Source organism: Vandammella animalimorsus (genome assembly GCF_002285285.1).
Taxonomy (GTDB): Bacteria; Pseudomonadota; Gammaproteobacteria; order Burkholderiales; family Burkholderiaceae_C; genus Lampropedia; species Lampropedia animalimorsus.
The window spans coordinates 432,058-454,878 of record NZ_NSJF01000001.1 but is presented as its reverse complement, the minus strand read 5'-3'; the positions used below and the strand labels follow the sequence as shown (position 1 = coordinate 454,878).

General features: G+C 64.4%; 24 protein-coding genes. 19 read left to right on the top strand and 5 right to left on the bottom strand.

The window, feature by feature from the left end; translation table 11 throughout:
- Positions 1–31 precede the first annotated feature (31 nt).
- Positions 32–1,060, bottom strand: coding sequence for an SDR family oxidoreductase (locus CK620_RS01945; RefSeq protein ID WP_420894198.1), 1,029 nt, complete (start codon positions 1,058–1,060; stop codon positions 32–34).
- Positions 1,061–1,174: 114 nt separating this feature from the next.
- On the opposite strand from CK620_RS01945, the gene CK620_RS01940 reads away from it, so the two are divergent.
- Entirely contained in the window at positions 1,175–2,239 is a 1,065-nt protein-coding gene (locus CK620_RS01940; RefSeq protein WP_095548862.1) for a CDP-6-deoxy-delta-3,4-glucoseen reductase, read from the top strand.
- A gap of 49 nt (positions 2,240–2,288) precedes the next feature.
- A complete protein-coding gene (locus tag CK620_RS01935) occupies positions 2,289–3,287 on the top strand; it encodes a Bug family tripartite tricarboxylate transporter substrate binding protein (RefSeq protein WP_095548861.1) in 999 nt (332 codons plus the stop codon).
- Positions 3,288–3,523: 236 nt separating this feature from the next.
- Here CK620_RS01935 and CK620_RS13970 read toward each other — a convergent pair whose 3' ends face one another.
- Positions 3,524–3,859 carry a hypothetical protein gene (locus CK620_RS13970; protein WP_179290542.1) on the bottom strand — a complete coding sequence of 112 codons (336 nt, stop codon included), beginning with the start codon at positions 3,857–3,859 and terminating at the stop codon, positions 3,524–3,526.
- On the opposite strand from CK620_RS13970, the gene CK620_RS01930 reads away from it, so the two are divergent.
- From CK620_RS01930 to trpA, 7 genes are all read left to right on the top strand, one after another.
- Positions 3,791–6,604 (top strand): motility hub landmark protein FimV, encoded by a 2,814-nt coding sequence (locus CK620_RS01930; protein ID WP_095548860.1) that lies wholly within the window; start codon positions 3,791–3,793, stop codon positions 6,602–6,604. The two genes, CK620_RS13970 and CK620_RS01930, sit on opposite strands and share 69 nt — an antisense overlap.
- Positions 6,605–6,796: 192 nt before the next feature.
- Positions 6,797–7,681, top strand: coding sequence for a tRNA pseudouridine(38-40) synthase TruA (gene truA, locus CK620_RS01925; RefSeq protein ID WP_095548859.1), 885 nt, complete (start codon positions 6,797–6,799; stop codon positions 7,679–7,681).
- Positions 7,678–8,412, top strand: coding sequence for a phosphoribosylanthranilate isomerase (locus tag CK620_RS01920; RefSeq protein ID WP_095548858.1), 735 nt, complete (start codon positions 7,678–7,680; stop codon positions 8,410–8,412). Before truA ends, CK620_RS01920 begins: the two co-directional genes overlap by 4 nt.
- Before the next feature lie 58 nt (positions 8,413–8,470).
- Positions 8,471–9,766 (top strand): tryptophan synthase subunit beta, encoded by a 1,296-nt coding sequence (trpB, locus tag CK620_RS01915; protein ID WP_095549104.1) that lies wholly within the window; start codon positions 8,471–8,473, stop codon positions 9,764–9,766.
- A 42-nt stretch (positions 9,767–9,808) separates the two neighbouring features.
- On the top strand, positions 9,809–10,549 hold the full coding sequence (locus tag CK620_RS01910; protein WP_095548857.1) for a HipA family kinase: 741 nt from the start codon (positions 9,809–9,811) through the stop codon (positions 10,547–10,549).
- Between the two features lie 5 nt (positions 10,550–10,554).
- Positions 10,555–11,013, top strand: coding sequence for a DUF3037 domain-containing protein (locus tag CK620_RS01905; RefSeq protein WP_095548856.1), 459 nt, complete (start codon positions 10,555–10,557; stop codon positions 11,011–11,013).
- A complete protein-coding gene (trpA, locus tag CK620_RS01900; RefSeq protein WP_095548855.1) occupies positions 11,010–11,840 on the top strand; it encodes a tryptophan synthase subunit alpha in 831 nt (276 codons plus the stop codon). The genes CK620_RS01905 and trpA overlap by 4 nt, the downstream gene beginning before the upstream one ends.
- Positions 11,841–11,844: 4 nt before the next feature.
- On the opposite strand, the gene CK620_RS01895 is transcribed toward trpA, so the two are convergent.
- From CK620_RS01895 to CK620_RS01885, 3 genes are all read right to left on the bottom strand, one after another.
- Positions 11,845–12,177, bottom strand: a complete 333-nt coding sequence (locus CK620_RS01895) for a TSUP family transporter (RefSeq protein WP_095548854.1) — start codon at positions 12,175–12,177, stop codon at positions 11,845–11,847.
- Between the two features lie 313 nt (positions 12,178–12,490).
- On the bottom strand, positions 12,491–12,850 hold the full coding sequence (locus tag CK620_RS01890; protein WP_143325868.1) for a hypothetical protein: 360 nt from the start codon (positions 12,848–12,850) through the stop codon (positions 12,491–12,493).
- Between the two features lie 144 nt (positions 12,851–12,994).
- Positions 12,995–13,921 (bottom strand): YicC/YloC family endoribonuclease, encoded by a 927-nt coding sequence (locus tag CK620_RS01885; protein WP_095548852.1) that lies wholly within the window; start codon positions 13,919–13,921, stop codon positions 12,995–12,997.
- Positions 13,922–14,213: 292 nt separating this feature from the next.
- Here CK620_RS01885 and CK620_RS01880 point away from each other — a divergent pair, with 292 nt between their 5' ends.
- The 10 genes from CK620_RS01880 to hscB all read left to right on the top strand — a co-directional run bounded on the left by CK620_RS01880 (position 14,214) and on the right by hscB (position 22,798).
- The gene (locus CK620_RS01880; protein WP_095548851.1) at positions 14,214–15,215 is read left to right on the top strand and encodes a serine/threonine protein kinase; all 1,002 of its coding nucleotides are present in this window, start codon (positions 14,214–14,216) and stop codon (positions 15,213–15,215) included.
- A 166-nt stretch (positions 15,216–15,381) separates the two neighbouring features.
- A complete protein-coding gene (locus CK620_RS01875; protein WP_095548850.1) occupies positions 15,382–16,254 on the top strand; it encodes a PP2C family protein-serine/threonine phosphatase in 873 nt (290 codons plus the stop codon).
- Between the two features lie 209 nt (positions 16,255–16,463).
- Positions 16,464–17,213 (top strand): ribonuclease PH, encoded by a 750-nt coding sequence (gene rph, locus CK620_RS01870; protein ID WP_095549103.1) that lies wholly within the window; start codon positions 16,464–16,466, stop codon positions 17,211–17,213.
- A gap of 29 nt (positions 17,214–17,242) precedes the next feature.
- Positions 17,243–17,845 (top strand): RdgB/HAM1 family non-canonical purine NTP pyrophosphatase, encoded by a 603-nt coding sequence (rdgB, locus tag CK620_RS01865; RefSeq protein ID WP_095548849.1) that lies wholly within the window; start codon positions 17,243–17,245, stop codon positions 17,843–17,845.
- A gap of 140 nt (positions 17,846–17,985) precedes the next feature.
- The gene (locus tag CK620_RS01860; protein WP_095549102.1) at positions 17,986–18,966 is read left to right on the top strand and encodes a bile acid:sodium symporter family protein; all 981 of its coding nucleotides are present in this window, start codon (positions 17,986–17,988) and stop codon (positions 18,964–18,966) included.
- A 211-nt stretch (positions 18,967–19,177) separates the two neighbouring features.
- Positions 19,178–19,714: a Fe-S cluster assembly transcriptional regulator IscR gene (iscR, locus tag CK620_RS01855; RefSeq protein ID WP_095541266.1), complete on the top strand. Its 537-nt coding sequence runs from the start codon at positions 19,178–19,180 to the stop codon at positions 19,712–19,714.
- Between the two features lie 172 nt (positions 19,715–19,886).
- Complete coding sequence (locus tag CK620_RS01850; RefSeq protein ID WP_095541265.1) at positions 19,887–21,101, top strand: IscS subfamily cysteine desulfurase; 1,215 nt, start codon at positions 19,887–19,889, stop codon at positions 21,099–21,101.
- Between the two features lie 101 nt (positions 21,102–21,202).
- Positions 21,203–21,634, top strand: a complete 432-nt coding sequence (iscU, locus tag CK620_RS01845) for a Fe-S cluster assembly scaffold IscU (RefSeq protein WP_095548848.1) — start codon at positions 21,203–21,205, stop codon at positions 21,632–21,634.
- A gap of 63 nt (positions 21,635–21,697) precedes the next feature.
- Positions 21,698–22,021 (top strand): iron-sulfur cluster assembly protein IscA, encoded by a 324-nt coding sequence (iscA, locus tag CK620_RS01840; protein WP_095548847.1) that lies wholly within the window; start codon positions 21,698–21,700, stop codon positions 22,019–22,021.
- A 264-nt stretch (positions 22,022–22,285) separates the two neighbouring features.
- Positions 22,286–22,798: a Fe-S protein assembly co-chaperone HscB gene (gene hscB / locus CK620_RS01835; protein ID WP_095548846.1), complete on the top strand. Its 513-nt coding sequence runs from the start codon at positions 22,286–22,288 to the stop codon at positions 22,796–22,798.
- The last annotated feature ends 23 nt before the right edge of the window (positions 22,799–22,821 follow it).

The window sequence follows — 22,821 nt, the reverse complement described above, 5'->3', positions numbered from 1 at the left end:
CAACCTCTAGAGCGTGTTATGCAGCGCCTGTCTACGCGCCGCCAGGCGCACCGGCCGCGCCTGCCGCCGTCCATAGCGGGGCCAGCCCATCCCACACGGTGGGATAGCGCCATTGCAGGCGCAACTCGGCCTTGATACGCTGGTTGCGCAGCCGGCGCGATTCGCGCAGAAAGCGCATTTTGGTGTCGCTGAAGATCCGTTCGGCCTCGGCGCGCGTGATGCGCGGCGGTGGCGGCAGGCCCAGGCGGCGGGCGGCCTCGTCCAGGTATTCGCCCAGCTTGAGCTGAGTGTCATCGCAGGCGTTGAAGATGCGCCCTGGCCGCGCCCGCCACAGGGCCAGCCAGCAGGCGCGCGCCAGATCGTCGGCATGGATGCGGTTGATATAGACGTCCTGGCGGTCCTGCAGCACGGGCTCGCCGTCCTGCAAACGCTGGCGTGGGTCGCCGTGGGGGCGGCCAATGGCGTAAATGCCCGGCGCACGCAGCAGCGCCACACGCACGCGCTGGCCTTGGTGTGATTGCCGCAGGAGGCTGCGCCATTGCGCCTCGGCGGCCACGCGCCGCCGCGCCTGGGCGCTGGCCGGCGCCGTGGGGCGGCTCTCGGCCACCCACTGACCCTGGCAATCGCCGTACACCCCCGTGGTCGAGACATAGACCACCGAGCGCGGCAGGCGCAGGCTGCGGCGCAGGCTGCGGCACAGCGCCAGGCTGCGCGGATCGCCCAGGGTGCCTGCCGCAGGCGGCGGCGCCAGGTACACCAGGCGCGTGGCCAGCCCGGCCAGGCGGCGCAGCGTGGCCGGCTGGTCGAGGTTGCCCAGCAGCGGCTGCAGGCCCAGTTGGCGCAACTGGCCGCAGCGCCCGGGGCTGGATGTCAGCACCAGCCAGCGCCCATTGCGGCCCTGCAGGCGCGCCAGGCGCATGCCCACGTCGCCGCAGCCGATCACCAGCACCCTCTCCTGCCTGAAGCGCGCCGGCAGCGCGCCACTGCGCCCCTTGCCTGCCGGCCTGCCTGGCCGAGCTGCCAAGCTGCTGCAGGGCTGCGCGGCCCCACCACCGGCCATGCGCGCCATCCGGATATTCCTTGGTGAAATCAAGGGCACAATGCGGCCTTTCCCATCCATGGTTTGCACAAAACCGGCCATGGTAGCGCGTCTGCCCTGGCCTTTTCCGCAACGATGAACACCACCACTGCTTCCTCTGCGCTGCACGTGACCGTGCTGCCCAGTGCCCGGCGCTTTGACGTCGCTGCCGATGAATCCGTCCTCAACGCTGCCATCCGCCAGGGCGTGGGCCTGCCCTACGGCTGCAAGGATGGGGCCTGCGGCTCCTGCAAATGCAAGCTGCTGCAGGGCCAGGTGCACATGCTGCCCTACGCCAGCAAGGCGCTGAGTGATGAGGAAAAGGCCGAGGGCTACATCCTCACCTGCCGGGCGCAGGCGCAAGAGCCCCTGGTGCTGGAGTCGCGCCAGGTCACCCAGGCCGATGCCTTCCCGATCCGCAAGCTGCCCGTGCGCGTGCAGGCGCTGCAACAGCGCAGCCATGATGTGATGCAGCTGACGCTGCAGCTGCCGGCCATGCAGCGCTTTGAATACCACGCCGGGCAGTACGTCGAGTTTCTGCTCAAGGACGGCGCCCGGCGCGCCTACTCGATCGCCATCGCACCGCACGAGCAAAGCGTCGCGCCGCGCCTGGAGCTGCACATTCGCCACTTCCCCGGCGGGCTGTTCACCGATCACGTCTTCTCGCAGATGAAGGAAAAGGAGGTGCTGCGCATCGAAGGGCCGTTCGGCAGCTTTTATCTGCGTGAAGACTCTGATCGCCCCATCATCCTGCTGGCTTCCGGCACCGGTTTTGCGCCCATCAAGGCCATCCTCGAGCACATCCAGCACCGGCACATCACACGCCCGGTGCATTTCTACTGGGGCGGGCGGCGGCCTGCGGATTTGTACCTGCACGACTGGCTGCAGCAGCTGCTGCCTGCCATGCCGCAGCTGCGCTACGTGCCTGTAGTGTCCGACGCCCTGCCCGAGGATGACTGGCAGGGCCGCACCGGCTTCGTGCACCAGGCCGTGCTCGACGACTTCGATGATCTCAGCGGCTTCGAGGTCTATGCCTGCGGCGCACCGATCGTGGTCGAGAGCGCCCGCCAGAGCTACACCCAGCAGCGCGGCCTGCCGCCCGAGCATTTCTACGCCGATGCCTTCACCACGGCGGCCGACCTGGCCGAAGCCACGCCCTGAGCCGGCCCGCCATCGCCCAAACTTTGCCCACCCCATCCAGGAGAACCCCATGCGTCTTGCCAAACTTCTGCCCGCACTGCTGTGCAGCCTGGGCCTGCTGAGCACTGCCGGCCTGGCCCAGGCCCAGAACAACGCTGCGCCAGCGCGCCAACAAGAAGCCACTGCCATCGTCGTGCCTTACGCCCCAGGCGGGCCGCTGGACATTTCGGCGCGCGCCCTGGCCGATGCCCTGAAAGACGCCATTGGCCCCACCATCGTGCACAACCGCCCCGGCGCTGGCGGCAACATCGGCCTGGGCCAGGTGGCGCGCAGCGCGGCCGATGGCAAGACCCTGGGCGTGGGCGCCGTGGCCACGCTGGCCATCAATCCCTGGCTGTACGCGCAGATGCCCTACGACGCGCAGAGCGCTTTCGAGCCCGTCAGCCCCATCGCCCGCGTGCCCAATGTGCTGGTCATGAATGCCCAGCGCGCCAAGGCGCTGAACATTGGCTCGCTGCAAGACCTCATCGCCTACGGCCGCAAAAATCCCGGCAAGCTGAACTACGGCAGCGGCGGCAACGGCAGCGCCGGGCATCTGGCCGGCGAGCTGTTCAAGCGCATGGGCGAACTCGACGCCGTGCACGTGCCTTACAACGGCGCCAGCCCGGCGCAGCTGGCGCTGCTGTCGCAAGAGGTGGATTTCAACTTCGACAACTTGGCCGCAGCTTCGGCCAACATCCGCTCGGGCAAGCTCATCGCGCTGGCTGTGACCACGCTCGAAGCCAGCGAGTTGCTGCCGGGCGTGCCGCCCATGGCCCAGAGCCTGCCGGGCTTTGCCGTGGACACCTGGTGGGGCCTGGTGGCCCCAGCCGGCACCCCGGTCGAGCAAGTCCGCACGCTGAATCAGGCCGTTACCCAGGCACTGCAATCGCCTGCGCTGCGCAGCCAGCTGCAGGCGCTGTCGGCCACCCCTTTCACGGCCAGCCCAGAGCAATTCAAGCACTTCATCGAGACCGAGCGCCAACGCTACCAAGGCATCGTCCAGGCTGCGGGCGCACGCATTGATTGAGGCATCTTGATGGGCGCCCCCCCTGCGCCCGGCCAAAGCTGAACTGCTACAGCCTTGCAAAGGCTGGTCAAAATCTCGGCATGGGGCAATGCAGTGGATTGGGTTGTTCTTCGGCGTTGCAAACGCCCCGCCAGGAGGCCTCCCCGGCCAAGCCGAATGGCATGGGCTCAATGGGGCGCCTTGCCCCCAGCCCAAACCGCTTTCTGTCCACTCGCATCGAAATTTTGAACAGGCTCTCAAAAGATGGGCGCAAGCTGCTGATTTGACTGATGCCCAGGCGCAGCGTTGCCATCAGGCAACATGGCACAAAATGTTTTCAATCGTAACAGCATTGCGCCATGAATTTCCTTGTCAGTGAAATTCATTGCTGCTATCTTCCATCGGCATTCTGGTGCATTTTCGCCGCGTGAGGCGGCATTGCGCAGCGCTTTGGCTTTCTTATAAATGGCCGGCACAGTGCGCCAAAGCACCAATCCTTTCTTACATTTATTAAAAAGAAGCACATGGCATACACGCACCACTGGAAACACTCCGTTCTGACCGCCGCAGCATTGCTTGCCGCAGGTTTGCATGGCTCCAATGCCTGGGCATTGACCCTGGGGCAGATTCGTGTGCAATCGCACTTGGGCGAACCGCTGCGCGCCACTATCCCCGTCACCAACCTGACCAGGGATGAGGCCGAGTCGCTGCAAGCCAATCCCGCATCGCCCGACGTTTTCAATGCCCACGGTGCGAACTACTCGGCCATCATGACGCAGCTCAAAGTCAAGCTGCAGCGCCGCGCCGATGGCAGCGCCGTGTTGCAGCTGAGCACTTCCGCGCCGGTGAACGAGCCCTTCCTGGATCTGGTGCTCAGCACCACCTGGAATGGCGGCAATGCCGTGCGCAGTTACGCCCTGCTGCTCGACCCGCCAACCAGCACACGCGCCGCCCCTGCCGTGCAAACGGCCCAAGCCGGCGCCGTGCCCAGCCAGACCGGCGCACTGCCCGCGTTCGAGCCCGCGCCCGTGGCTGCCAGCGGCCAGCCCAGCACCTCCTACCAGCGCGCCCAGGAATGGATGCGCAGCAAAGGCCATGTGAGCAGCGGCAGCGCCACGTCGCGCCGCCGCGTATCAGCCACCATCCCCGCCCCGGTGGCTGCGCCTGTCGCCGCCGCACCGACTGCCGTCACCCGCACCCGAGCCCCGGCGCCGATGGCGCAGCACACCCCCAGCAGCGCCCGCTCCGGCTCGGTCACTACCCGCCGTGGCGATACGGCCGGCGCCATTGCACGGCGCAATCTGCCAGCCAACGTTTCGCTCGATCAGATGCTGGTGGCCTTGCAGCGCGCCAACCCGCACGCCTTCATCCAGGGCAACGTCAACCTGCTGCGTGCAGGCGTCACGCTGGAAATCCCTGATGCCGGCGAGGCCCAGTCCGTTTCCGCCAAGGAGGCGCGGCGCCTCATCTCCGCACAGACACGCAATTTCAACCAATACCGTGGCCGCATCGCCCACCGCGCGCCTGCCGCACGCGTGGCGCCCCAACCGAAGGACACGACCAGCGGCCAGGTCACGGCCCCGCCAGTTGTAGCGCCCCCGCCACAGCCTGACACCCTGGTGCTGACCCAGCCCCAGGCAGATGCTGCACGCAAGGCCGAAGAGGAGCGCATTGCCGCACAACGCCAGCGTGAGGAAGACGCCGCGCGCAAGAAAGAGGCGGAGGACAACGCCAGCAAGATCGAGGAGATGCAGCGCCTGCTGGACGAGGCCAACAAGCAATCGTCCAGCAGCAGCCCCGCTGCCAGCAGCGATGCCAGCGCCAGCGCCAGCGCCGCGCCCAGTGCCGACAGCGGCGTGGGCATCCCGGTCGAGGCCCAGCCACCCATTGCGCTGCCGCAAGAGCCCACCCCGGCGCCTGCTGACGCTGGCGACAGCGGCATGGCTGGCACCCAGGAAGTCATGCCCGATGCGCAAGCGCCCATCGTTCCGCCTGTGGAGCCTGCCGAGCCGGTCGCGCCCCCGCCGCCTCCCCCGCCGCCTCCGCCAGAGACCAGCTTGCTGGACGACTACATGCCCTACCTGCCTTACCTGGGCGGCGGCCTGTTGGCCTTGCTGCTGGGCTACGGCTTCTACCGCTACCGCCGCAACCGTGGCGAGGGCGATGTCGTCTATGAAAACAGCGGCAACATCCCCGATTCCTTCTTTGCCAGCGGCTCCAAGAACGACGTCGGGCATGCCGACCATGAGCACGCCGACAGCGCCATGACCAAGTCCGGCACGACTGGCATGTCCACGGGCGTGTCTTCCATGTCCTACTCGCCCAGCCAGATCGACGCCACGGGCGAAGGCGACCCTGTGCTCGAAGCCGATGTGCTGCTGGCCTACGGCCGCGATCAGCAAGCCGAGGAAGTGCTCAAGGAAGCCGAGGTCAACAATCCGACACGCGCCGCCATCAAGGTGCGCCTGGCGGAAATCTATGCCTCGCGCCAGGACAAGGTCGCTTTCGAGGCCAAAGCCAATGAGATTGCCCGCCTGACTCAGCAATCGGGCGCCGATTGGATCAAGGTCGCAGAAATTGGCCGCACCCTCGATCCTGCCAACGCCCTGTACCAGACAGCCGTGGCCCAGACGCCTCTGGCCGACCCCAACGCTGGGGCCGATTCCAGCATCCTCTCGGGCTTCGGGCCACTGTCCGGTCTGGACTTTGACTTCCAAAGCTCCTCGCAATCGCCATCGACCAAGCAAACCGGCCTGGACATCGACAGCCGGCAAGGCATGAGCTCGGGCGTGCCCCCGTTGAGCGATCTGGATCTGTCGCTGGACAGCCTCAACACCTCGGCCACGACAGCGCTGCCCGTATCGGATTCGGCAGCCGCGCCGCTGGACCTGGATTTCAACGCCATGCCCCCGGCCAGCCCTGCGGCCGATAGCGACACAGGCCTGTCCTCTGGCTCACTGCCCAATCTGGATGCGCCAGTCTCTACCGTCACTGCGCCAGCCACTGCGCCGCTGCTGGATCTGCCCACCGACCTGGCGCCTGCGGGGCCAGTCGTCAAGGACACCCCCCCGCCTTCGCTGGATCTGGATCTGTCGGATCTGCAGTTCGACGCCCCGCCGCAGACCAGCACCAAGGAGGAAAGCATGCTGGCCGACCTGGATCTGCAAGATGGCGGCACCGTGGCCGATAACCCTCTGGCCACCAAGCTGGCGCTGGCCAAAGAGTTCAGCGCGCTGGGCGACAACGAAGGCGCACAGGCCCTGGCCCGTGAAGTGCTGGAGCAAGCCGACGGTGAGCTCAAGGAGAAGGCCCAGGCCCTGCTCAAAGAGTTGGGCTAAAGACCTTTTGCCGACCGGCTGCGCTGCGGGCTGCTGCCAGGCCCGCAGCAGTGGCCATCCATGACGAACACGCCGAAGCATGCTTCGGCGTTTCTCATTGGCAGGCCTGAAAAACCGCGTCCAAAAACCGCGCCCAATGCAGCAGGCACAATGGCGGCCATTTGCCCGCTGCGCCCATATCCCCGTCCCGCCATGGATCAATCCCCCCGCATCGCCCTGGGCATCAGCTACCACGGCCAGCACTACCACGGCTGGCAAAGCCAACCCGATGGCCAGACCGTGCAAGACCGGCTTGAACACGCCCTGCGGCAGTTCATCGGCCAGCCCGTCTCCACCCTGTGCGCCGGGCGCACCGATGCCGGCGTACATGGGCTGATGCAAGTCGTGCATTTCGATTCGCCCGTGCAGCGCACGCCCATGTCCTGGGTGCGCGGCACCAACCGCTACCTGCCCGGCGACATTGCCGTGCAATGGGCGCGCAGCGTGCCAAGCCATTTTCACGCGCGCAACCACGCCCTCAGCCGCCGCTACGTGTATGTGGTGCTGCAATCGGCCGTGCGCCCCAGCGTCGATGCCGGCCGGGTGGGCTGGACGTTTCTGCCACTGGACGGCCAGGCCATGCGCGAGGCCACCAGCCACTTGCTGGGCGAACACGATTTCAGCTCCTTCCGCGCCGCGGCCTGCCAATCGCACACCCCCATCAAGCAACTGCAGGCCATCCGCATCAGCGCCACGCCACTGCGCCAGCAGCATCCCGTAGCCGGGCCCGACGAGCGCGCCGTGCCCAGTTGCTACTGGCGCTTCGAGTTCGAGGCCAATGCCTTTTTGCACCACATGATCCGCAACATCATGGGCTGCCTGCTGCACATCGGCCAAGGCCAGCAGGCCCCGCACTGGATGCTGCAGGTGCTGCAGGCGCGCTCGCGTGCGGCTGCCGCGCCCACCTTTTCGCCCGATGGGCTGTACTTCATCGGGCCGCGCTATGCGCCACACTGGGGCCTGCCTGAGAGCTGCGCCCTGCTCGACTTTCTGCCCGGCGGCCCCCTGGGCAGCGCACAGGAGCACTGCCTGCCATGACCACCACTACACCGCCAGCCAGCACCCGCGCCAGCGCCCGCACGCGCGTCAAGTTCTGCGGCCTCACGCGCGAGCAAGACGTGGCCGCAGCCGTGGCCGCCGGGGCCGATGCCGTGGGCTTCGTGCTCTACCCCAAAAGCCCGCGCCACGTCACGCCCGAGCGCGCCGCCGCGCTGGCGCGCGCCCTGCCGCCCTTTGTCACGCCCGTGCTGCTGTTCGTCAATGCCAGTCAGGCCGAAGTCGATGCCGCCCTGGGCCTGCTGCCGCACGCCTGGCTGCAATTTCACGGCGATGAAACGCCCGAGGACTGCCAGCGCCTGAGCCACCAAGGCCGCCACCCCTACCTGCGCGCCGCGCGCATTCCGGTGGCAGCGGACGGGGCCGGGGCGGCGTTCGATCTCGTAGAATTCGCCCGTCGTTTCTCACAGGCCCAGGCCATTTTGCTGGACGCCCACGTCACGGGCTACGGCGGCGGCGGGCAAACATTCAATTGGTCACTTCTACCAACAAGCGTCACATCTCACCTCGTCTTAAGTGGTGGGCTCACACCATCAAATGTGATCGATGGCATCGCTGAGCTGCGCCATCGCGGCCTGTCGCTGGCCGTCGATGTGAGCTCCGGCATCGAGCAGGACGGCCCCGATGGCCGAGCGCTCAAAGGCATCAAGGATGCCGGCAAGATGATGCATTTCATGGCCGCAGTGCGGCAAGCCGATGCCAGCCAGGGCTGAAAGCCTGGCGATCGCGCCCCGCCTGGCACGCAAGCGCGGCCATTTCAGGATGAGAAAGATGACCACCACAACCACTCCATACGCCCTGCCCAACGAACAGGGCCATTTCGGCCCTTACGGCGGCCGCTTCAGCAGCGAAACCCTGACCTACGCCATCGACGAGCTGACCGCCGCCTACGCCCGCTACCAGCACGACGCCGATTTCCAGGCCGAATTCCAGCGCGAGCTGGCGCATTACGTGGGCCGCCCCTCGCCCATCTACCACGCCGAGCGCACCAGCCGCGAGCTGGGGGGCGCGCAGATTTACCTCAAGCGCGAAGACCTCAACCACACCGGCGCGCACAAGATCAACAACGTCATCGGCCAGGCCATGCTGGCCAAGCGCATGGGCAAGCCGCGCATCATTGCCGAGACCGGCGCGGGCCAGCACGGCGTGGCCACCGCCACCATCTGCGCGCGCTACGGCCTGCAATGCGTGGTCTATATGGGCGCGGAAGACGTCAAACGCCAGTCGCCCAACGTCTATCGCATGAAGCTGCTGGGCGCCACCGTCGTGCCGGTAGAGTCCGGCAGCAAAACGCTGAAAGACGCCCTCAACGAAGCCATGCGCGATTGGGTGGCGAACGTGGACGACACCTTCTACATCATCGGCACCGTCGCCGGCCCCCACCCCTACCCCATGATGGTGCGCGACTTCCAAAGCATCATCGGCCGCGAGTGCCTGGCGCAAATGCCCGATATGCTGGCCGCGCAGCGCATGGCAGCCACCCAGCCCGATGCGGTGATCGCCTGCGTGGGCGGCGGCAGCAACGCCATGGGCATCTTCCACCCCTACATCCCTTATGAAAACACGCGCCTGATCGGCGTAGAGGCTGCGGGCCAAGGGCTGGACAGCGGCAAGCATTCGGCCAGCCTGCAACGCGGCAGCCCCGGCGTGCTGCACGGCAACCGCACCTACGTGCTGCAAGACGACGACGGCCAAATTCTCGAAACCCACAGCATCAGCGCCGGGCTGGACTACCCCGGCGTCGGCCCCGAACACGCCTGGCTGAAAGACACGGGCCGCGCCGAATACGTGGGCATCACCGACGCCGAAGCCCTGGCCGCCTTCCACCACCTGTGCCGCACCGAGGGCATCATCCCCGCGCTGGAATCCAGCCACGCCTTCGCCCACGCCATGAAGCTCGCCCCCACCATGCGGCCCGAGCAGGCCATCCTGGTGTGCCTCTCCGGCCGCGGCGACAAGGACATCGGCACCGTGGCCGACCTGGACGGCGTGGATTTTTACGACCAGCCCTCCATGCGCGGGCATGTGGTCAAAGGGGCCCAAGGCAGCGAAGGCCAGCAGCGCTGAATGCGCGCGGCAAGACGGGACGAAACCAAGGGCGCCCCTGCCATGAAGCCTGCCACCGTCACGGAAGTCGTCTACCGCGCCGAACAGGGCAAGACCCGGCCTTATCTGTGCCAGGCGGACGACGGCCTGCGCTACTTCGTCAAGCACCGCTCGCTGCCCAGGCGCGAGCTGGTGGCCGAGTGGCTGGCCGCCTGGCTGGCCCGCGCGCTGGGCTTGCCCATTGCCCCTTTTCGCCTGATCGAAATCCCCGATGCCCTGGCAGGGCTGCCCTGGCTGCGCGAGCTGGGGCCGGGCGTGGGCTTTGGCTCGGCGCTGCAACCGGCGCGCGAGTTCAGCCTGCACGATGTCCGCCGTTTGCCTTCGGGGCTGGCCGCGCGCGTGGCCGCTTTCGACTGGTGGGTGCGCAACAGCGATCGCAGCCTGAGTGCGCATGGCGGCAACCCCAATCTGCTGTGGCGCACCGCCGCGCATGCCGAAGGCGGGAGCCTGCTCATGATCGATCACAACCTGGCGTTCGAGCGCAACTTTTCCCGTGATGCCTTTTTGTCCACCCACGTCTTTGCCGAAGCCTTTGCCGCCTTGCGCCGCGATGAGGCGGCGCGCGAGCGCATGCGTGCGGACTTCGCCGCAGCGCTGGACAGCCTGCCCGCCGCCCTGGACGCCATCCCCCAAGCGTGGTATTTCACCGATCCGGAAGAAACCCTGGCCGCTTGCTGGACGCGCGATGAATTCGTGCAGATTCTGGCGCGCTGCCGTGACCCACAGACTTTCTGGAGCGCCTGACCGCCATGAATGAGCTTTGCCTGTACGCCATCGCGCGCTTCATGCCCTTTGTCGAGACGGAAGAATTCGCCAACGTCGGCGTGGTGCTGTTCGCGCCAGCGCAGCGCTACTTCGGCTTTCAATTGCTGGCGGACGCCCCGCAGCGGATCACGCAGTTTTTTGCCACCTTGCAAGCCCCGGTCTTCCAGCGCGCCATGCACGATTTGCGTGAAGAACTGGAGCGCCTGCCCCCCCTGTTCGCCCAGCGCGACGCCACGGCCGGCATGGCGCTGTGGCAAGAATTGATCAAGCCCAAAAGCAGCCAAATCCGCTTCAGCACGGAACGCATCGTGCTGACCAACCACCCCGCCGAGCAATTGCCGCAGCTCTACGGGCGCTACGTCGCGCGCAGCCCTCTACCTGCGCAACCAGCCCCCAACCCCGGCGCAAGCCCCGCGCCACCCAACGCCATCACCACCCCATGAGCCGCATCCAAACCACCTTCACCACCCTCAAGCAGCAGGGCCGCACTGCCCTCATTCCCTACGTCACCGCTGGCTTTCCCTATGCCGACATCACCCCCGCCCTCATGCACGGCATGGTGGCCGCCGGGGCGGACGTGATCGAGCTGGGTGTGCCCTTTTCCGACCCCAATGCCGACGGCCCCGTCATCCAGCAAGCGGGCGAGCGCGCGCTGGCGCTGGGCGTGGGGCTGGCCAAGGTGCTGGGCATGGTGCAAGCCTTCCGCGCGCAGGACCAGCAAACCCCCGTCGTGCTGATGGGCTACGCCAACCCGGTGGAGCGCTACGACCAGAAGCACGGCGCGGGCAGCTTCATCCGCGATGCGGCCGCCGCGGGCGTGGACGGGCTGCTCATCGTCGATTACCCGCCCGAGGAATGCGCAGACTTCGCCGCCGCGCTCAAAGCCGCCGGGCTGGATTTGATCTTCCTGCTCGCCCCCACCAGCACCGAGGCGCGCATGCAGCAGGTGGCCCAGGTGGCCAGCGGCTACGTCTATTACGTCTCGCTCAAGGGCGTAACCGGCGCGGCCAGCCTGAACACCGCCGAAGTGCAGGCCGCGCTGCCGCGCATCCGCCAGCACGTGCACATCCCCGTGGGCGTGGGCTTTGGCATTCGCGATGCGGAAACCGCCCGCGCCATCGGCGAGGTGGCCGATGCGGTGGTCATCGGCAGCCGCCTGATCCAGGTGATCGAGAACCAGCCGCCCGAAGGCGTGGTGGCCGCCGCCCAGGACTTTCTGCGCCCCATCCGCGCGGCGCTGGACGGGCCAGCGTCAACAGCCGCTTCTTGAGCCCTCAAAAAAAGTAGCGCGCCAGCAATGCCAGGCCCGAGGCCAGCACGATGCCGTGCAGGATGCGCAGGAACTGCTCGCGCGTCAGGCGCAGCATGATATGGCGGCCCAGCCAAAGCCCGCCCCACATGGCGGGCAGCAGCACGGCGGCCAGCAGCAACAGGCCGCTGTCGTGGTACGCACCCGCCAGCAGGAAGAACAGCAACGGCCCCAGGGCAGACAGGCCAATCAGCATGCTTTGTGTCGCGCGCAGGCATTCCTTGTCCTCCACACGGCCCGCCAGGTAAACGGCGTACACAAAACCACCACCGAACAAGGCGCTGAACGCACCGCTCAATAGGGCCTGTTCACACTATGCAAGGAGATCGCGTTGGGGCCTGCAGGGGCCGAGCACAAGGCGGCAACCGCAGCAAGGCTGGATGCCTTGCGAGGATTGCCAACGCCGTGGGCGGCCCCTACAGGCCACAACCCTTCGGGAAGGCATGAAAAATCGCTCCGCTCGGCGTTGCCCGTCTTGGGCGTATCGACATACGCCCTGCGACGTGCGCCTTGATCGGAGCGATTTTTCATGCCTTCGCGACTCCTTGCATAGTGTGAACAGGCCCTAGACCAAAAAGCATGGCGAACGTGGCGGGAAAGGATTTGTGCGCCTACTGGTGCAGCAGCGCATGCAGCGCATAGACAACGGCAAGAATGCCCACCATCAGCGTTACCGTGGCCCCGGCCTGGAACCTCACCACCACTCCCATGCCGTAACCGAGCAGCATCCAGGGCAGCAGGCGCTTGAGTTCGGTCACGTCCACACGCTGACGGCCATCGCACAGCAAATTGGTTGCGGCAGCGCCAAAGTCCAGCACAGCCAGCAATGGCCCCATGCGCAACAAAGGCATGAAAGGCTCCAGCACCGGTCTCGCTAACTGCGCCACGCCAACGCCTGCGATGCCAAACACCACGTAGGCCGCAGCAGCCACTATCCAGATCAATACCCATTGGGCAGCCGAGAAGTCCATCATCGCTTGCCTTTCATTGGTATGGAGAGACAGCGCCGCCCATTGGGGGCAGCGTCTCTCTGGGTTGTGCCCGTGGATGGGCTGCCAGGCAATTGGGTGGGCAGCCCTCTATCCTCTATCGCCAAGGTGCATGGCCAGCGCCATTCACTCGATGTTCTGCACCTGCTCGCGCATTTGCTCGATCAGCACCTTCATCTCCATGCTGATGCGGCTGAGTTCGAGCACGGGCGATTTGCTGCCCAGCGTGTTGGCCTCGCGGTGCAGCTCTTGCATCAGAAAGTCCAGGCGCTTGCCGATCACGCCGCCCTTGTCCAACAGCGTCAGCACTTCCTGCAGGTGGGCTTCCAGGCGGGTGAGTTCTTCGGCCACGTCCACGCGCATGGCAAAGGCCGTGGCCTCGGCCATGGCCCTTTGCTCCAGCTCCTTGCGATCCAGCGCTGGCGGGGCGTCGGCTGTGCCTTCCAGGGCGGGGGCGAGTGCTTCATGCCAGCGATCAAGAAATTTCTGCTGCTGCTGCGCCACGACCTGCGGCACCAACGGCTCGGCCTGGCGCACCCAGTGCTGCAATTGGCGCGTGCGCTCGGCCAGGCCCTGCGCCAGCCGCGCGCCTTCAGCCTGCCGGGCCTCGCGCAAGCTGGCAATGGCGTCGAGCACGAGTTGCTCGCAGGCTTCGTCCCAGAGCAGCTCGTGCTCATCGCGCTCGTCTTGCGGCTGCGCTTGCAGCTGCAGGATTTCAGCCACCGACAGGCTGCGCGCATCGGGAAACCAGCTTTGGATCTGCGCCTGGTTGTGCGCCAGGCGCTGCAAAGCCTCGACCTGCAAGGCGCCGTGCCGCACGGCTTCGCTGCGGCGCAGCGTCATGCGCACTTCGACCTTGCCGCGCGCCAGGTGCTCGGTCAGCAATTGGCGGATGCGCGCCTCGTGCGCCTTGAGGGCCTCGGGCACTTTCAGCACCAAATCCAAAAACCGGCTGTTGACCGAGCGCAATTCCATTCCCAGACCCATGTCTTGGCCTTGCTGCTGCAGCTGCTGCTGTAGCGAGGCGTAGCCGGTCATGCTGTTGACTGCCATATGTTGTTGCAATGGTTGGTGTTCGTTACGCGGGAGCGCCTGCGCGCAGCACGCCACACATGAGCGCGCAAGCACAAAACGACTATTATCCCCGCTGCCGCAGGCGGCTATGCCAGCCTGCCATGGCCCTTGCCACGACAGGTTACAACTGCAAGCCAAAGCGGCAAGGCGCACCGATCGGGGTGCGCCGCGCTGTGCGTGGCGCCGGTTGATTCATCTGTAGGTTCGCCCGCCAAAGTGCCATCACCGACCACACCGCAGCTCCTGCAGCCATCCACTTCCGCAGACCGCCATGGCCACCCCAGCAGCCCCTAGCACCAACGCCCCAAAGACCAAGCCCGCCCCGCTGCCGCCCAACACCAAAGTGGGCGGCTACCAGCTGCTGCACCGCATTTCCTCGGGCGGCTTTGGCGTGGTGTACTTTGCCATTGACCCCGAAGGCCACCCGGTGGCTATCAAGGAGTACCTGCCCTCGTCGCTGGTCACGCGTGAGCCTGGCCAGCTGATCCCGCAGGTTGCGCCGGAGAAGATGTCGCTGTACCGCCTGGGGCTCAAGAGCTTTTTCGAGGAAGGGCGCTCGCTGGCGCAGATCTCGCACGACTCGGTGGTCAGCGTGCTGAACTTCTTTCGCGAAAACGAGACCGTCTACATGGTCATGAACCATCTGGAGGGCTCAACCCTGCAGGAGTTCATCGTCACTGCGCGCAACCCCGACAGCCGCAAGGTGTTCAGGGAATCGACCATCCGCTCGCTGTTCGACGAGATCCTGCGCGGCCTGCGCATCGTGCACCAGCACAAGATGCTGCATCTGGACATCAAGCCGGCCAATATCTTCATCACCGACGACGACAAGGCCGTGATGATCGACTTCGGCGCCGCGCGCGAGGTGCTCTCCAAGGAGGGTAATTTCGTGCGCCCGATGTACACGCCGGGCTTTGCCGCGCCGGAGATGTACAAGCGCGATGGCGCGCTGGGCCCCTGGACGGACATCTACGCCATTGGCGCCTGCATCTATGCCTGCATGCTGGGTGTGCCGCCCAACGATGTGCCGCAGCGCAACGAGAAAGACCGCCTGAGTCTGTCGCTGAGCCGGGTCAAGCGTATTTATTCAGACAATTTGATCCAAGTCGTCGAGTGGTGCATGGCGCTGGACCCACTGGCGCGCCCCCAGTCGGTGTTTGCACTGCAAAAGGAGCTGGCGCGCGAGACTGAACTGCGCTATTCCCAGATGAGCATGGGCGAGAAAGTGCGCATGCAACTGAGCTCACTGGTGGGCGGCAAGAAAGAGGAATGAGCCTGCAACGATCGTTGGCTGCGCCGCCCCGACCAGCGGGGAAAACCACAGTTTGCCCTTCGGGTGCTCGTCTACAAGGCTCCAATACCAGCGACAATACGCCGTTTTGGCCATCGCGCATGCCCGCGCACCAGCCCACCGCTGCTGCCGCTGTGCCACCATCGCAATGAAATTCTCAGTATTCCAAACCAGCCATCAAGGTGGCCGCAAGAAGAACGAAGACCGAATGGGCTATTGCCATACGGGCGATGCCGCTTTATTCGTGCTGGCAGATGGAATGGGGGGCCACCCGGAGGGAGAAACAGCGGCGCAAATTGCCATCCAGACCATGGCCGCGCTGTTCAAGAAGCAAGCTCTGCCCACGATTGACGATGTGCCGCACTTTCTCGAATCGGGCCTGCTGATGGCGCACCGCCAAATCCTGCGCTATGCCATCGACAAGGGCATGCCCGACTCGCCACGCACCACCTTGGTCGCGGCTGTGGTGCAAAACGGCGAGATCCAATGGATTCATTGTGGCGACTCGCGCTTGTACATCACGCGCAAGGGCGTGCTGCTGACCCGCACGCGCGACCACTCCTATTCAGAGCTGCGCGAATCCGTGCTCACCAAGATGGGGGAAATGAACCGCAACGTGCTGTTCACCTGCCTGGGCTCGCCTGCGCGCCCCATCTACGACCTCAGCAGCCCGGAAAATCTGGACAAGGACGATCGCATCCTGTTGTGCTCGGACGGCCTTTGGGGCCCGCTGGACGAAGACTCCATCGTCAATAAACTCAATGGCGGCGACATCACCCTCACCGGGCCGGAGTTGGTCGAGCTGGCGTTCTATACCGCCGGCAAGTCCAGCGACAACATCACCATCATTGCCGTCGATTGGCAGGAGGAGCGCAAGCAAACGGCCAGCCGCGCGGTCGAGATCAACGACGATTTCTCGGACATGGAGGAGTTCACCACCACCATCTCCGGCGACCTGCTCGACGACGTGGACATTGAAAAAAGCCTCAACGAAATCAACCGCGCCTTGCGCCGCAGCTGAGGCCGCCGCTCTATCCCACGTGCGCATGGCAAGCCATTGCACATGGCCAGATAGATAGCGGGGGGTTCGCGCACCGGCTCGCGCCACGCCATCGGCAGATGGCCATAGCGGCGGACGTTGGGCATCCGCCCCCAAAAATACCGCAACATCTCTCAAAGCCCATCATCCCCTTGCATGAATTCTGGATGGGCCCAATCTGCACTCGCACCATGACTTCCTCCACGCTTTTTCTGCGCGCCGACGGCCGCGCCTGCAACGCGCTGCGCCCCGTGCACATCCAGCGCCACTACACCATGCACGCCGAAGGCTCGGTGCTGATCAGCTTTGGCAACACGCAAGTGCTGTGCACGGCCTCGGTCGAGGAGCGGGTGCCGCCGCACAAGAAAGGCTCTGGTGAGGGCTGGGTGACGGCCGAGTACGGCATGCTGCCGCGCGCCACCCACACGCGCGGCGCGCGCGAGGCGGCCAAAGGCAAGCAAACCGGGCGCACGCAAGAAATCCAGCGCCTGATTGGCCGTGCGCTGCGCTCAGTCTTCGACCTGCAACTGCTTGGCGAGCGCACCCTGCAGCTGGACTGCGACGTGCTGCAGGCCGATGGCGGCACGCGCACAGCCGCCATCACCGGCGCCTATGTGGCCGCTTGCGATGCCGTGCAATGGCTGCTGGAACAGGGCCTGATCCAGCAATCGCCCATCCGCCAGGCCCTGGCGGCCGTCTCGGTGGGCATCGTGCAAGAACAGGCACTGCTCGATCTGGCCTACGCAGAGGATTCGGCCTGCGACACGGACATGAACATCGTCATGACCGAAAGCGGCCACTTCGTCGAATTGCAAGGTACGGCTGAGGGCCAAACCTTCAGCCAGGCGCAGCTGCAACAGATGCTGGAGCTGGGCGCACAAGGCATCCGCAGCTTGATCGCACTGCAAAAACAGGCCTTGCAGGCCCCGCGCAATGCCTGATTGCCCTCATTACCTTTGAGCACCGCCCCATGAAAACCATCGTTCTGGCCTCCAACAACCAAGGCAAGCTGCACGAGTTGCAAACCCTGTTTGCGCCGCTGGGGGTGGAGATCGTCGCCCAAGGCAAGCTCTTCAGCGGCGAGGCCGAGGAGCCTTTCCAGACTTTCGTCGAAAACGCCCTGGCCAAGGCGCGCTTTGCCGCACAGCATTCCGGCCTGCCGGCCATCGCCGACGATGCGGGCTTGTGCGTCAAGGCCTTCGGCGGCCTGCCCGGCGTGCAAACGGCCCACTACTGCCAACAGTTCGGCTACCCAAAAAGCGATGCCAACAATGTACGCGCCTTGCTTGAACAAATGGCCGATCTGAGCGATCGCAGCGCCTACATGGTCAGCACACTGGTCGGCGTGCGCCAGCCGCAAGACCCTGAACCCCTGATCGCCGTGGGCAAAGTGGCCGTGCACATTGCCCCCGAGCCGCGCGGCGAGCAGGGCTTTGGCTTTGACCCGGTGCTGCTGCTGCCCGAGCTGGGTCAGACTTTCGCCCAATTGCCCGAAGCCACCAAGAACCAATACAGCCACCGCGGCCGCGCCGCCCGCACCATGTGCGAGCTGGTGCGCCAATACTGGCTGTAATCATTGACGGGGCGCCATTGGCGGTGAGCACTGGCTGTGCTGCCCAATGCCGCGCCCCCGCACACGCCACGTACCCTGCCACAGCCCTGCCCTGCACCAGGCTGTGGCTTTACCGACTGAAAAAGCGCCTGCCCATGCCGATCGCGCGCCTGCTCCGCCTTCTGTTTGACCCCTTCACGCTGATTCTCATCGCCGTCGTGCTGCTGGCCACCTTTCTGCCTGCGCAGGGGCGCGCTGAGCACGCCTTCCAGTGGCTGACGCACGCTGCCATTGCCCTGCTGTTCTTCATGCATGGCGCCAAGCTCTCGCGCCAAGAGGTCGTGGCCGGCATCACCCATTGGCGCTTGCATCTGCTGGTGTTTGCCTGCACCTTTGTGCTGTTCCCACTGCTGGGGCTGGCGCTCAAACCCCTGGTAGCCCCTTGGATTGGGGCCGAGCTGTACCTGGGCGTGCTCTACCTGTGCGCCCTGCCAGCCACGGTGCAATCGGCCATTGCCTTCACCTCACTGGCCAGGGGCAACATCCCGGCTGCCATCTGCAGCGCTGCGGCTTCCAGCCTGATTGGCATTTTCATCACGCCGCTGCTGGTGCTCTGGCTGATTGGCGCTGGCAGTGACAGTGCGCCCAGCACGCTCGATGCCATAGCGAAAATCACCCAGCAACTGCTCATCCCCTTCATCGCCGGCCAATGGGCTCGCCGCTGGATCGGCGCTTGGGTGGCACGCAACCGACATTGGCTCAAAAACGTCGACCAAACATCGATTCTGCTGGTGGTCTACACCGCCTTCAGCCAGGCCGTTAATCAAGGGCTGTGGGCCCAGGTGCCTGCCATGAGCCTGCTAGCCCTGCTGGTGTTTTGCTGCGCCTTGCTGGCCCTGGTGCTGGTGCTGGTCTGGATGCTTGGCAAGGCTCTAGGCTTCAACATGGAAGACCGAATCACCATTCTTTTCGCAGCCTCGAAAAAAAGCCTGGCCACAGGCGTGCCCATGGCACAGGTGCTGTTTGCCAGCCAGGCCATTGGCAGCATGCTGCTGCCCATCATGGTGTTCCACCAGATCCAATTGATGGTCTGTGCCGTGTTGGCGCAGCACTTTGCACAGCGCCCGGGCGATCAGACCTGAATCGGGCCAAATTGATTACCCGACAAAAATTCTAGGGCTTGTGCTACACTTAGGAATATCCCGTATGTAGCTTCCATGCATCGAAAAGCCTGATGCGGCCTGAAGCCATCCACATACATCCACTGCGTGAGGCCCACGCCATCCATTCACCTTCTGCCTGCACTCTCGGCCTTTGTGGCCCGCAAGCAGACCAACGGAAAGGAGCCGCACCATGCGTTTGACCACCAAAGGCCGTTTTGCCGTCACCGCCATGATCGATCTGGCACTGCGTGAAGGCAGTGGCCCCGTAACACTGGCGGCCATCAGCCAGCGCCAGCAGATTTCACTGTCCTACCTGGAGCAGCTCTTTGGCAAACTGCGCCGCCATCAGTTGGTGGAGTCCACACGCGGCCCTGGCGGCGGATACACACTGGCGCGCAAGGCAGAAGAAATTACCGTAGCCGACATCATCGTCTCCGTCGATGAGCCCATTGATGCCACCCAGTGCGGCGGCAAAGGCAACTGCTTGGGCGAGGGCCATCGTTGCATGACGCACGACCTCTGGACGGCGCTGAACCAGCGCATGGTTGACTTTCTTGATTCCGTCACCCTGAAAAAGCTCGTGGACGACCAAATCGCCAAAGGGGTACAAGTGGAAGAGCGTGGCCCCGCACGGCGCACTATTTCCTCTGCCCCAGTGGTCAAACCCATCCGCGTCAATGCGCCCAATTCCGTCTTCGCACTGGGCAATGCACTGGCCAAATCCTAAGCCGCAGTCCGGCAATAGCTCGACTGGTGGCCCACCCATAGGTTGTACAAACTGACAGCCCAAACGCTTTCGCAACACCAGCGCGTTCGCAATCTCTGTAATCACATCCATGCATATATGAGCAGCTCACGACACAGATGACTGCTCTAATGCTCCATAAGCAAATCCCACTATGACTCCCCATCTGCCTATCTACCTCGATTACGGCGCCACTACACCGGTGGATCCGCGTGTCGTGCAGGCCATGATTCCCTGGCTGTCCGAACACTTTGGCAATGCGGCCTCGCGCAGTCATGCCTGGGGCTGGGAGGCGGAAGAAGCCATCGAAAAGGCTCGCAAGCAAGTGGCCGATCTGATCGGCGCCGACCCTCGCGAAATCGTTTGGACCAGCGGCGCTACCGAATCGGACAACCTGGCCATCAAGGGGGCGGCGCATTTCTACAAAGGCAAGGGCAAGCACCTGATCACCGTGAAGACCGAGCACAAAGCTGTGCTGGACACCATGCGTGAAATGGAGCGTCAAGGATTTGAAGTCACCTACCTTGATGTGCAGGAAAACGGCCTGCTGGATCTGCAGGCCCTGGAGGCGGCTTTCAGGCCCGACACCACCTTGCTCAGCGTCATGGCCGTCAACAATGAGATCGGCGTCATTCAAGATCTAAATGCCATTGGCGCCATGTGTCGCCAGCGCGGCGTGATTTTCCACGTCGATGCTGCACAGGCTACCGGCAAGATCGCGCTGGACATGAAGACCATGCCCATTGACCTGATGAGCCTAGCCTCGCATAAATCTTACGGCCCCAAAGGCATTGGCGCTCTTTACGTGCGGCGCAAGCCGCGTGTGCGGTTGGAGGCCCAGATTCACGGCGGCGGCCATGAGCGTGGCATGCGCTCGGGTACCCTAGCAACGCATCAGATCGTCGGCATGGGCGAGGCTTATCGCATTGCCCAGGAAGAAATGGCGCAGGACTACGCCCATGCCCAACGCCTGCAAAAACGCCTGATCGACGGCCTGAGCGACATTGAGCAAGTCTTCATCAATGGCGACCTGCAGCAACGCGTGCCGCACAACCTCAACATCAGTTTCAACTTCGTCGAAGGCGAATCGCTGATCATGGGCATCAAGGGCATTGCCGTGTCTTCGGGCTCGGCCTGCACCTCTGCCAGCCTGGAGCCCAGCTACGTGCTGCGCGCCTTGGGCCGCAGCGATGAGCTGGCGCACAGCAGCCTGCGCATGACTTTCGGGCGCTTCACGACCGAGGAAGAGGTGGACAACGCCATCGCCACCATCCGCGAGAATGTCGCGCGCCTGCGTGAGCTCAGCCCCCTGTGGGAGATGTACCAGGAAGGGATCGATCTGAGCACCATCCAATGGGCAGCGCATTAAGAGCCGCGCATTCAAGCAATCCTTGGCTGCGCAGCGGCATCGGCGTCATGCATGCCTCCGCGGCCCCCATTCCCCCAAGATGAAACATACTGGAGCCTGCCATGGCCTACTCTGACAAAGTCATCGACCATTATGAAAACCCCCGCAACGTCGGCTCCTTCGACAAGGGCGACAGCTCGGTTGGCACCGGCATGGTGGGCGCGCCTGCATGCGGCGATGTCATGAAGCTGCAAATCAAGGTCAACCCGCAAACGGGCGTCATCGAAGATGCCCGCTTCAAGACCTATGGCTGTGGCTCGGCCATTGCATCTTCCTCGCTGGTGACCGAATGGGTCAAAGGCAAGACCCTCGATGAGGCCGCCGCCTTGAAAAACAGCGTCATCGCCGAAGAGCTGGCCCTGCCGCCCGTCAAGGTGCATTGCTCCATCCTGGCCGAAGACGCCATCAAGGCCGCTGTGCAGGACTACCGTTCCAAGCAGCAACAAGCCCAGCAGCGAGAAGGCGATGTGGCCACTGCATCGGCTGCAGGCTGAACAAGCCTTTCTCACACTCAAGCACTGATGCGTACCAAGCACATCTGACAGGACAGACTCACCATGGCCGTCACACTGACTGAAGCCGCAGCACAACACGTTCAGCGCTATTTGAACCGGCGCGGTAAAGGCGTGGGTGTCCGCCTGGGCGTCAAGACCACGGGTTGCTCGGGCCTTGCTTACCAATTGGAATATGTCGACGAGCCCAACGCCAACGATGTCGTCTTTGAAAGCCACGGCATCAAGCTGCTGGTCGACCCAAAAAGCCTGGCCTATCTGGATGGCACGGAGCTGGACTTTGTCCGTGAAGGGTTGAACGAAGGCTTCAAGTTCAGCAACCCCAATGAGCGTGACCGCTGCGGCTGCGGGGAATCCTTTCGCGTCTGAAAACCAATCAGTCGGCGCTCTCCGCAGAAGCTCGGATGTGCCCGCACAGATGCTGGCAGCCGGCACTGCGGCGTGGTGCGGCTGGCCTCATTCAATCGACCGCTTACTGGGCAGTATTCGATTGGATTTCCCACTAAAGCACAGTGCTCTGCTTAAACAAGCAGACATTGCCAAACCACGGCCAACGAACGTGGCAAAGTCACGACTTTGTTCTGGAATGGGAATGAGCGACCGCCCCAGCCGCCGCTTACCCAGCCTCTGCCAATGAACCTGCAATCGACCGACTTTGAACTGTTTGGCTTGCCCGACCGCTTCGCGCAGGATGCAGCCACACTTGACGCACGCTGGAAAGAGCTGCAACGCCAAGTCCATCCAGATAAATTCGCCGCCGAAGGCCCTGCGGCCCAGCGCCTGGCCATGCAATGGTCTGTGCGCATCAACCAAGCCTACCAACGCCTGCGCGACCCACTGCAAAGGGCTCGCTACTTGTGTGAATTGCAGGGCCAATCGATCGGTGCTGAAGACAACACGGCCATGCCGCCACAGTTCCTGATGCAACAAATGCAATGGCTGGAGGCGCTGGACGAAGCCCAATCTGCGCAAGACTTGCAACCCATCGCTCATGAAGTTCAGCAGGCGCTGGGCGAGACCATCGAGGCCGTTACACATGCCCTCGATACCCAAGGCGATGCCCAGGCTGCGGTCGAGCACATCCGTGCCTGGATGTTCCTGACCCGCTTCGAGCAGCGCCTGGCGCAGCGGCAACGGCAGCTGTGACCTCCGCAGCGCCGCTTGCCATT

Coding starts and splice junctions, on each gene's coding strand:
- CK620_RS01880 (WP_095548851.1), top strand. CDS start 14,214: ATGGCCACCCCAGCAGCCCCTAGCACCAACGCCCCAAAGACCAAGCCC.
- hscB (WP_095548846.1), top strand. CDS start 22,286: ATGAACCTGCAATCGACCGACTTTGAACTGTTTGGCTTGCCCGACCGC.
- trpA (WP_095548855.1), top strand. CDS start 11,010: ATGAGCCGCATCCAAACCACCTTCACCACCCTCAAGCAGCAGGGCCGC.
- rph (WP_095549103.1), top strand. CDS start 16,464: ATGACTTCCTCCACGCTTTTTCTGCGCGCCGACGGCCGCGCCTGCAAC.
- CK620_RS01920 (WP_095548858.1), top strand. CDS start 7,678: ATGACCACCACTACACCGCCAGCCAGCACCCGCGCCAGCGCCCGCACG.
- CK620_RS01850 (WP_095541265.1), top strand. CDS start 19,887: ATGACTCCCCATCTGCCTATCTACCTCGATTACGGCGCCACTACACCG.
- trpB (WP_095549104.1), top strand. CDS start 8,471: ATGACCACCACAACCACTCCATACGCCCTGCCCAACGAACAGGGCCAT.
- rdgB (WP_095548849.1), top strand. CDS start 17,243: ATGAAAACCATCGTTCTGGCCTCCAACAACCAAGGCAAGCTGCACGAG.
- CK620_RS01930 (WP_095548860.1), top strand. CDS start 3,791: ATGGCATACACGCACCACTGGAAACACTCCGTTCTGACCGCCGCAGCA.
- CK620_RS13970 (WP_179290542.1), bottom strand. CDS start 3,859: ATGCAAACCTGCGGCAAGCAATGCTGCGGCGGTCAGAACGGAGTGTTT.
- CK620_RS01935 (WP_095548861.1), top strand. CDS start 2,289: ATGCGTCTTGCCAAACTTCTGCCCGCACTGCTGTGCAGCCTGGGCCTG.
- CK620_RS01890 (WP_143325868.1), bottom strand. CDS start 12,850: ATGGACTTCTCGGCTGCCCAATGGGTATTGATCTGGATAGTGGCTGCT.
- iscA (WP_095548847.1), top strand. CDS start 21,698: ATGGCCGTCACACTGACTGAAGCCGCAGCACAACACGTTCAGCGCTAT.
- CK620_RS01910 (WP_095548857.1), top strand. CDS start 9,809: ATGAAGCCTGCCACCGTCACGGAAGTCGTCTACCGCGCCGAACAGGGC.
- CK620_RS01945 (WP_420894198.1), bottom strand. CDS start 1,060: ATGGCCGGTGGTGGGGCCGCGCAGCCCTGCAGCAGCTTGGCAGCTCGG.
- iscU (WP_095548848.1), top strand. CDS start 21,203: ATGGCCTACTCTGACAAAGTCATCGACCATTATGAAAACCCCCGCAAC.
- truA (WP_095548859.1), top strand. CDS start 6,797: ATGGATCAATCCCCCCGCATCGCCCTGGGCATCAGCTACCACGGCCAG.
- CK620_RS01875 (WP_095548850.1), top strand. CDS start 15,382: ATGAAATTCTCAGTATTCCAAACCAGCCATCAAGGTGGCCGCAAGAAG.
- CK620_RS01940 (WP_095548862.1), top strand. CDS start 1,175: ATGAACACCACCACTGCTTCCTCTGCGCTGCACGTGACCGTGCTGCCC.
- CK620_RS01905 (WP_095548856.1), top strand. CDS start 10,555: ATGAATGAGCTTTGCCTGTACGCCATCGCGCGCTTCATGCCCTTTGTC.
- CK620_RS01885 (WP_095548852.1), bottom strand. CDS start 13,921: ATGGCAGTCAACAGCATGACCGGCTACGCCTCGCTACAGCAGCAGCTG.
- iscR (WP_095541266.1), top strand. CDS start 19,178: ATGCGTTTGACCACCAAAGGCCGTTTTGCCGTCACCGCCATGATCGAT.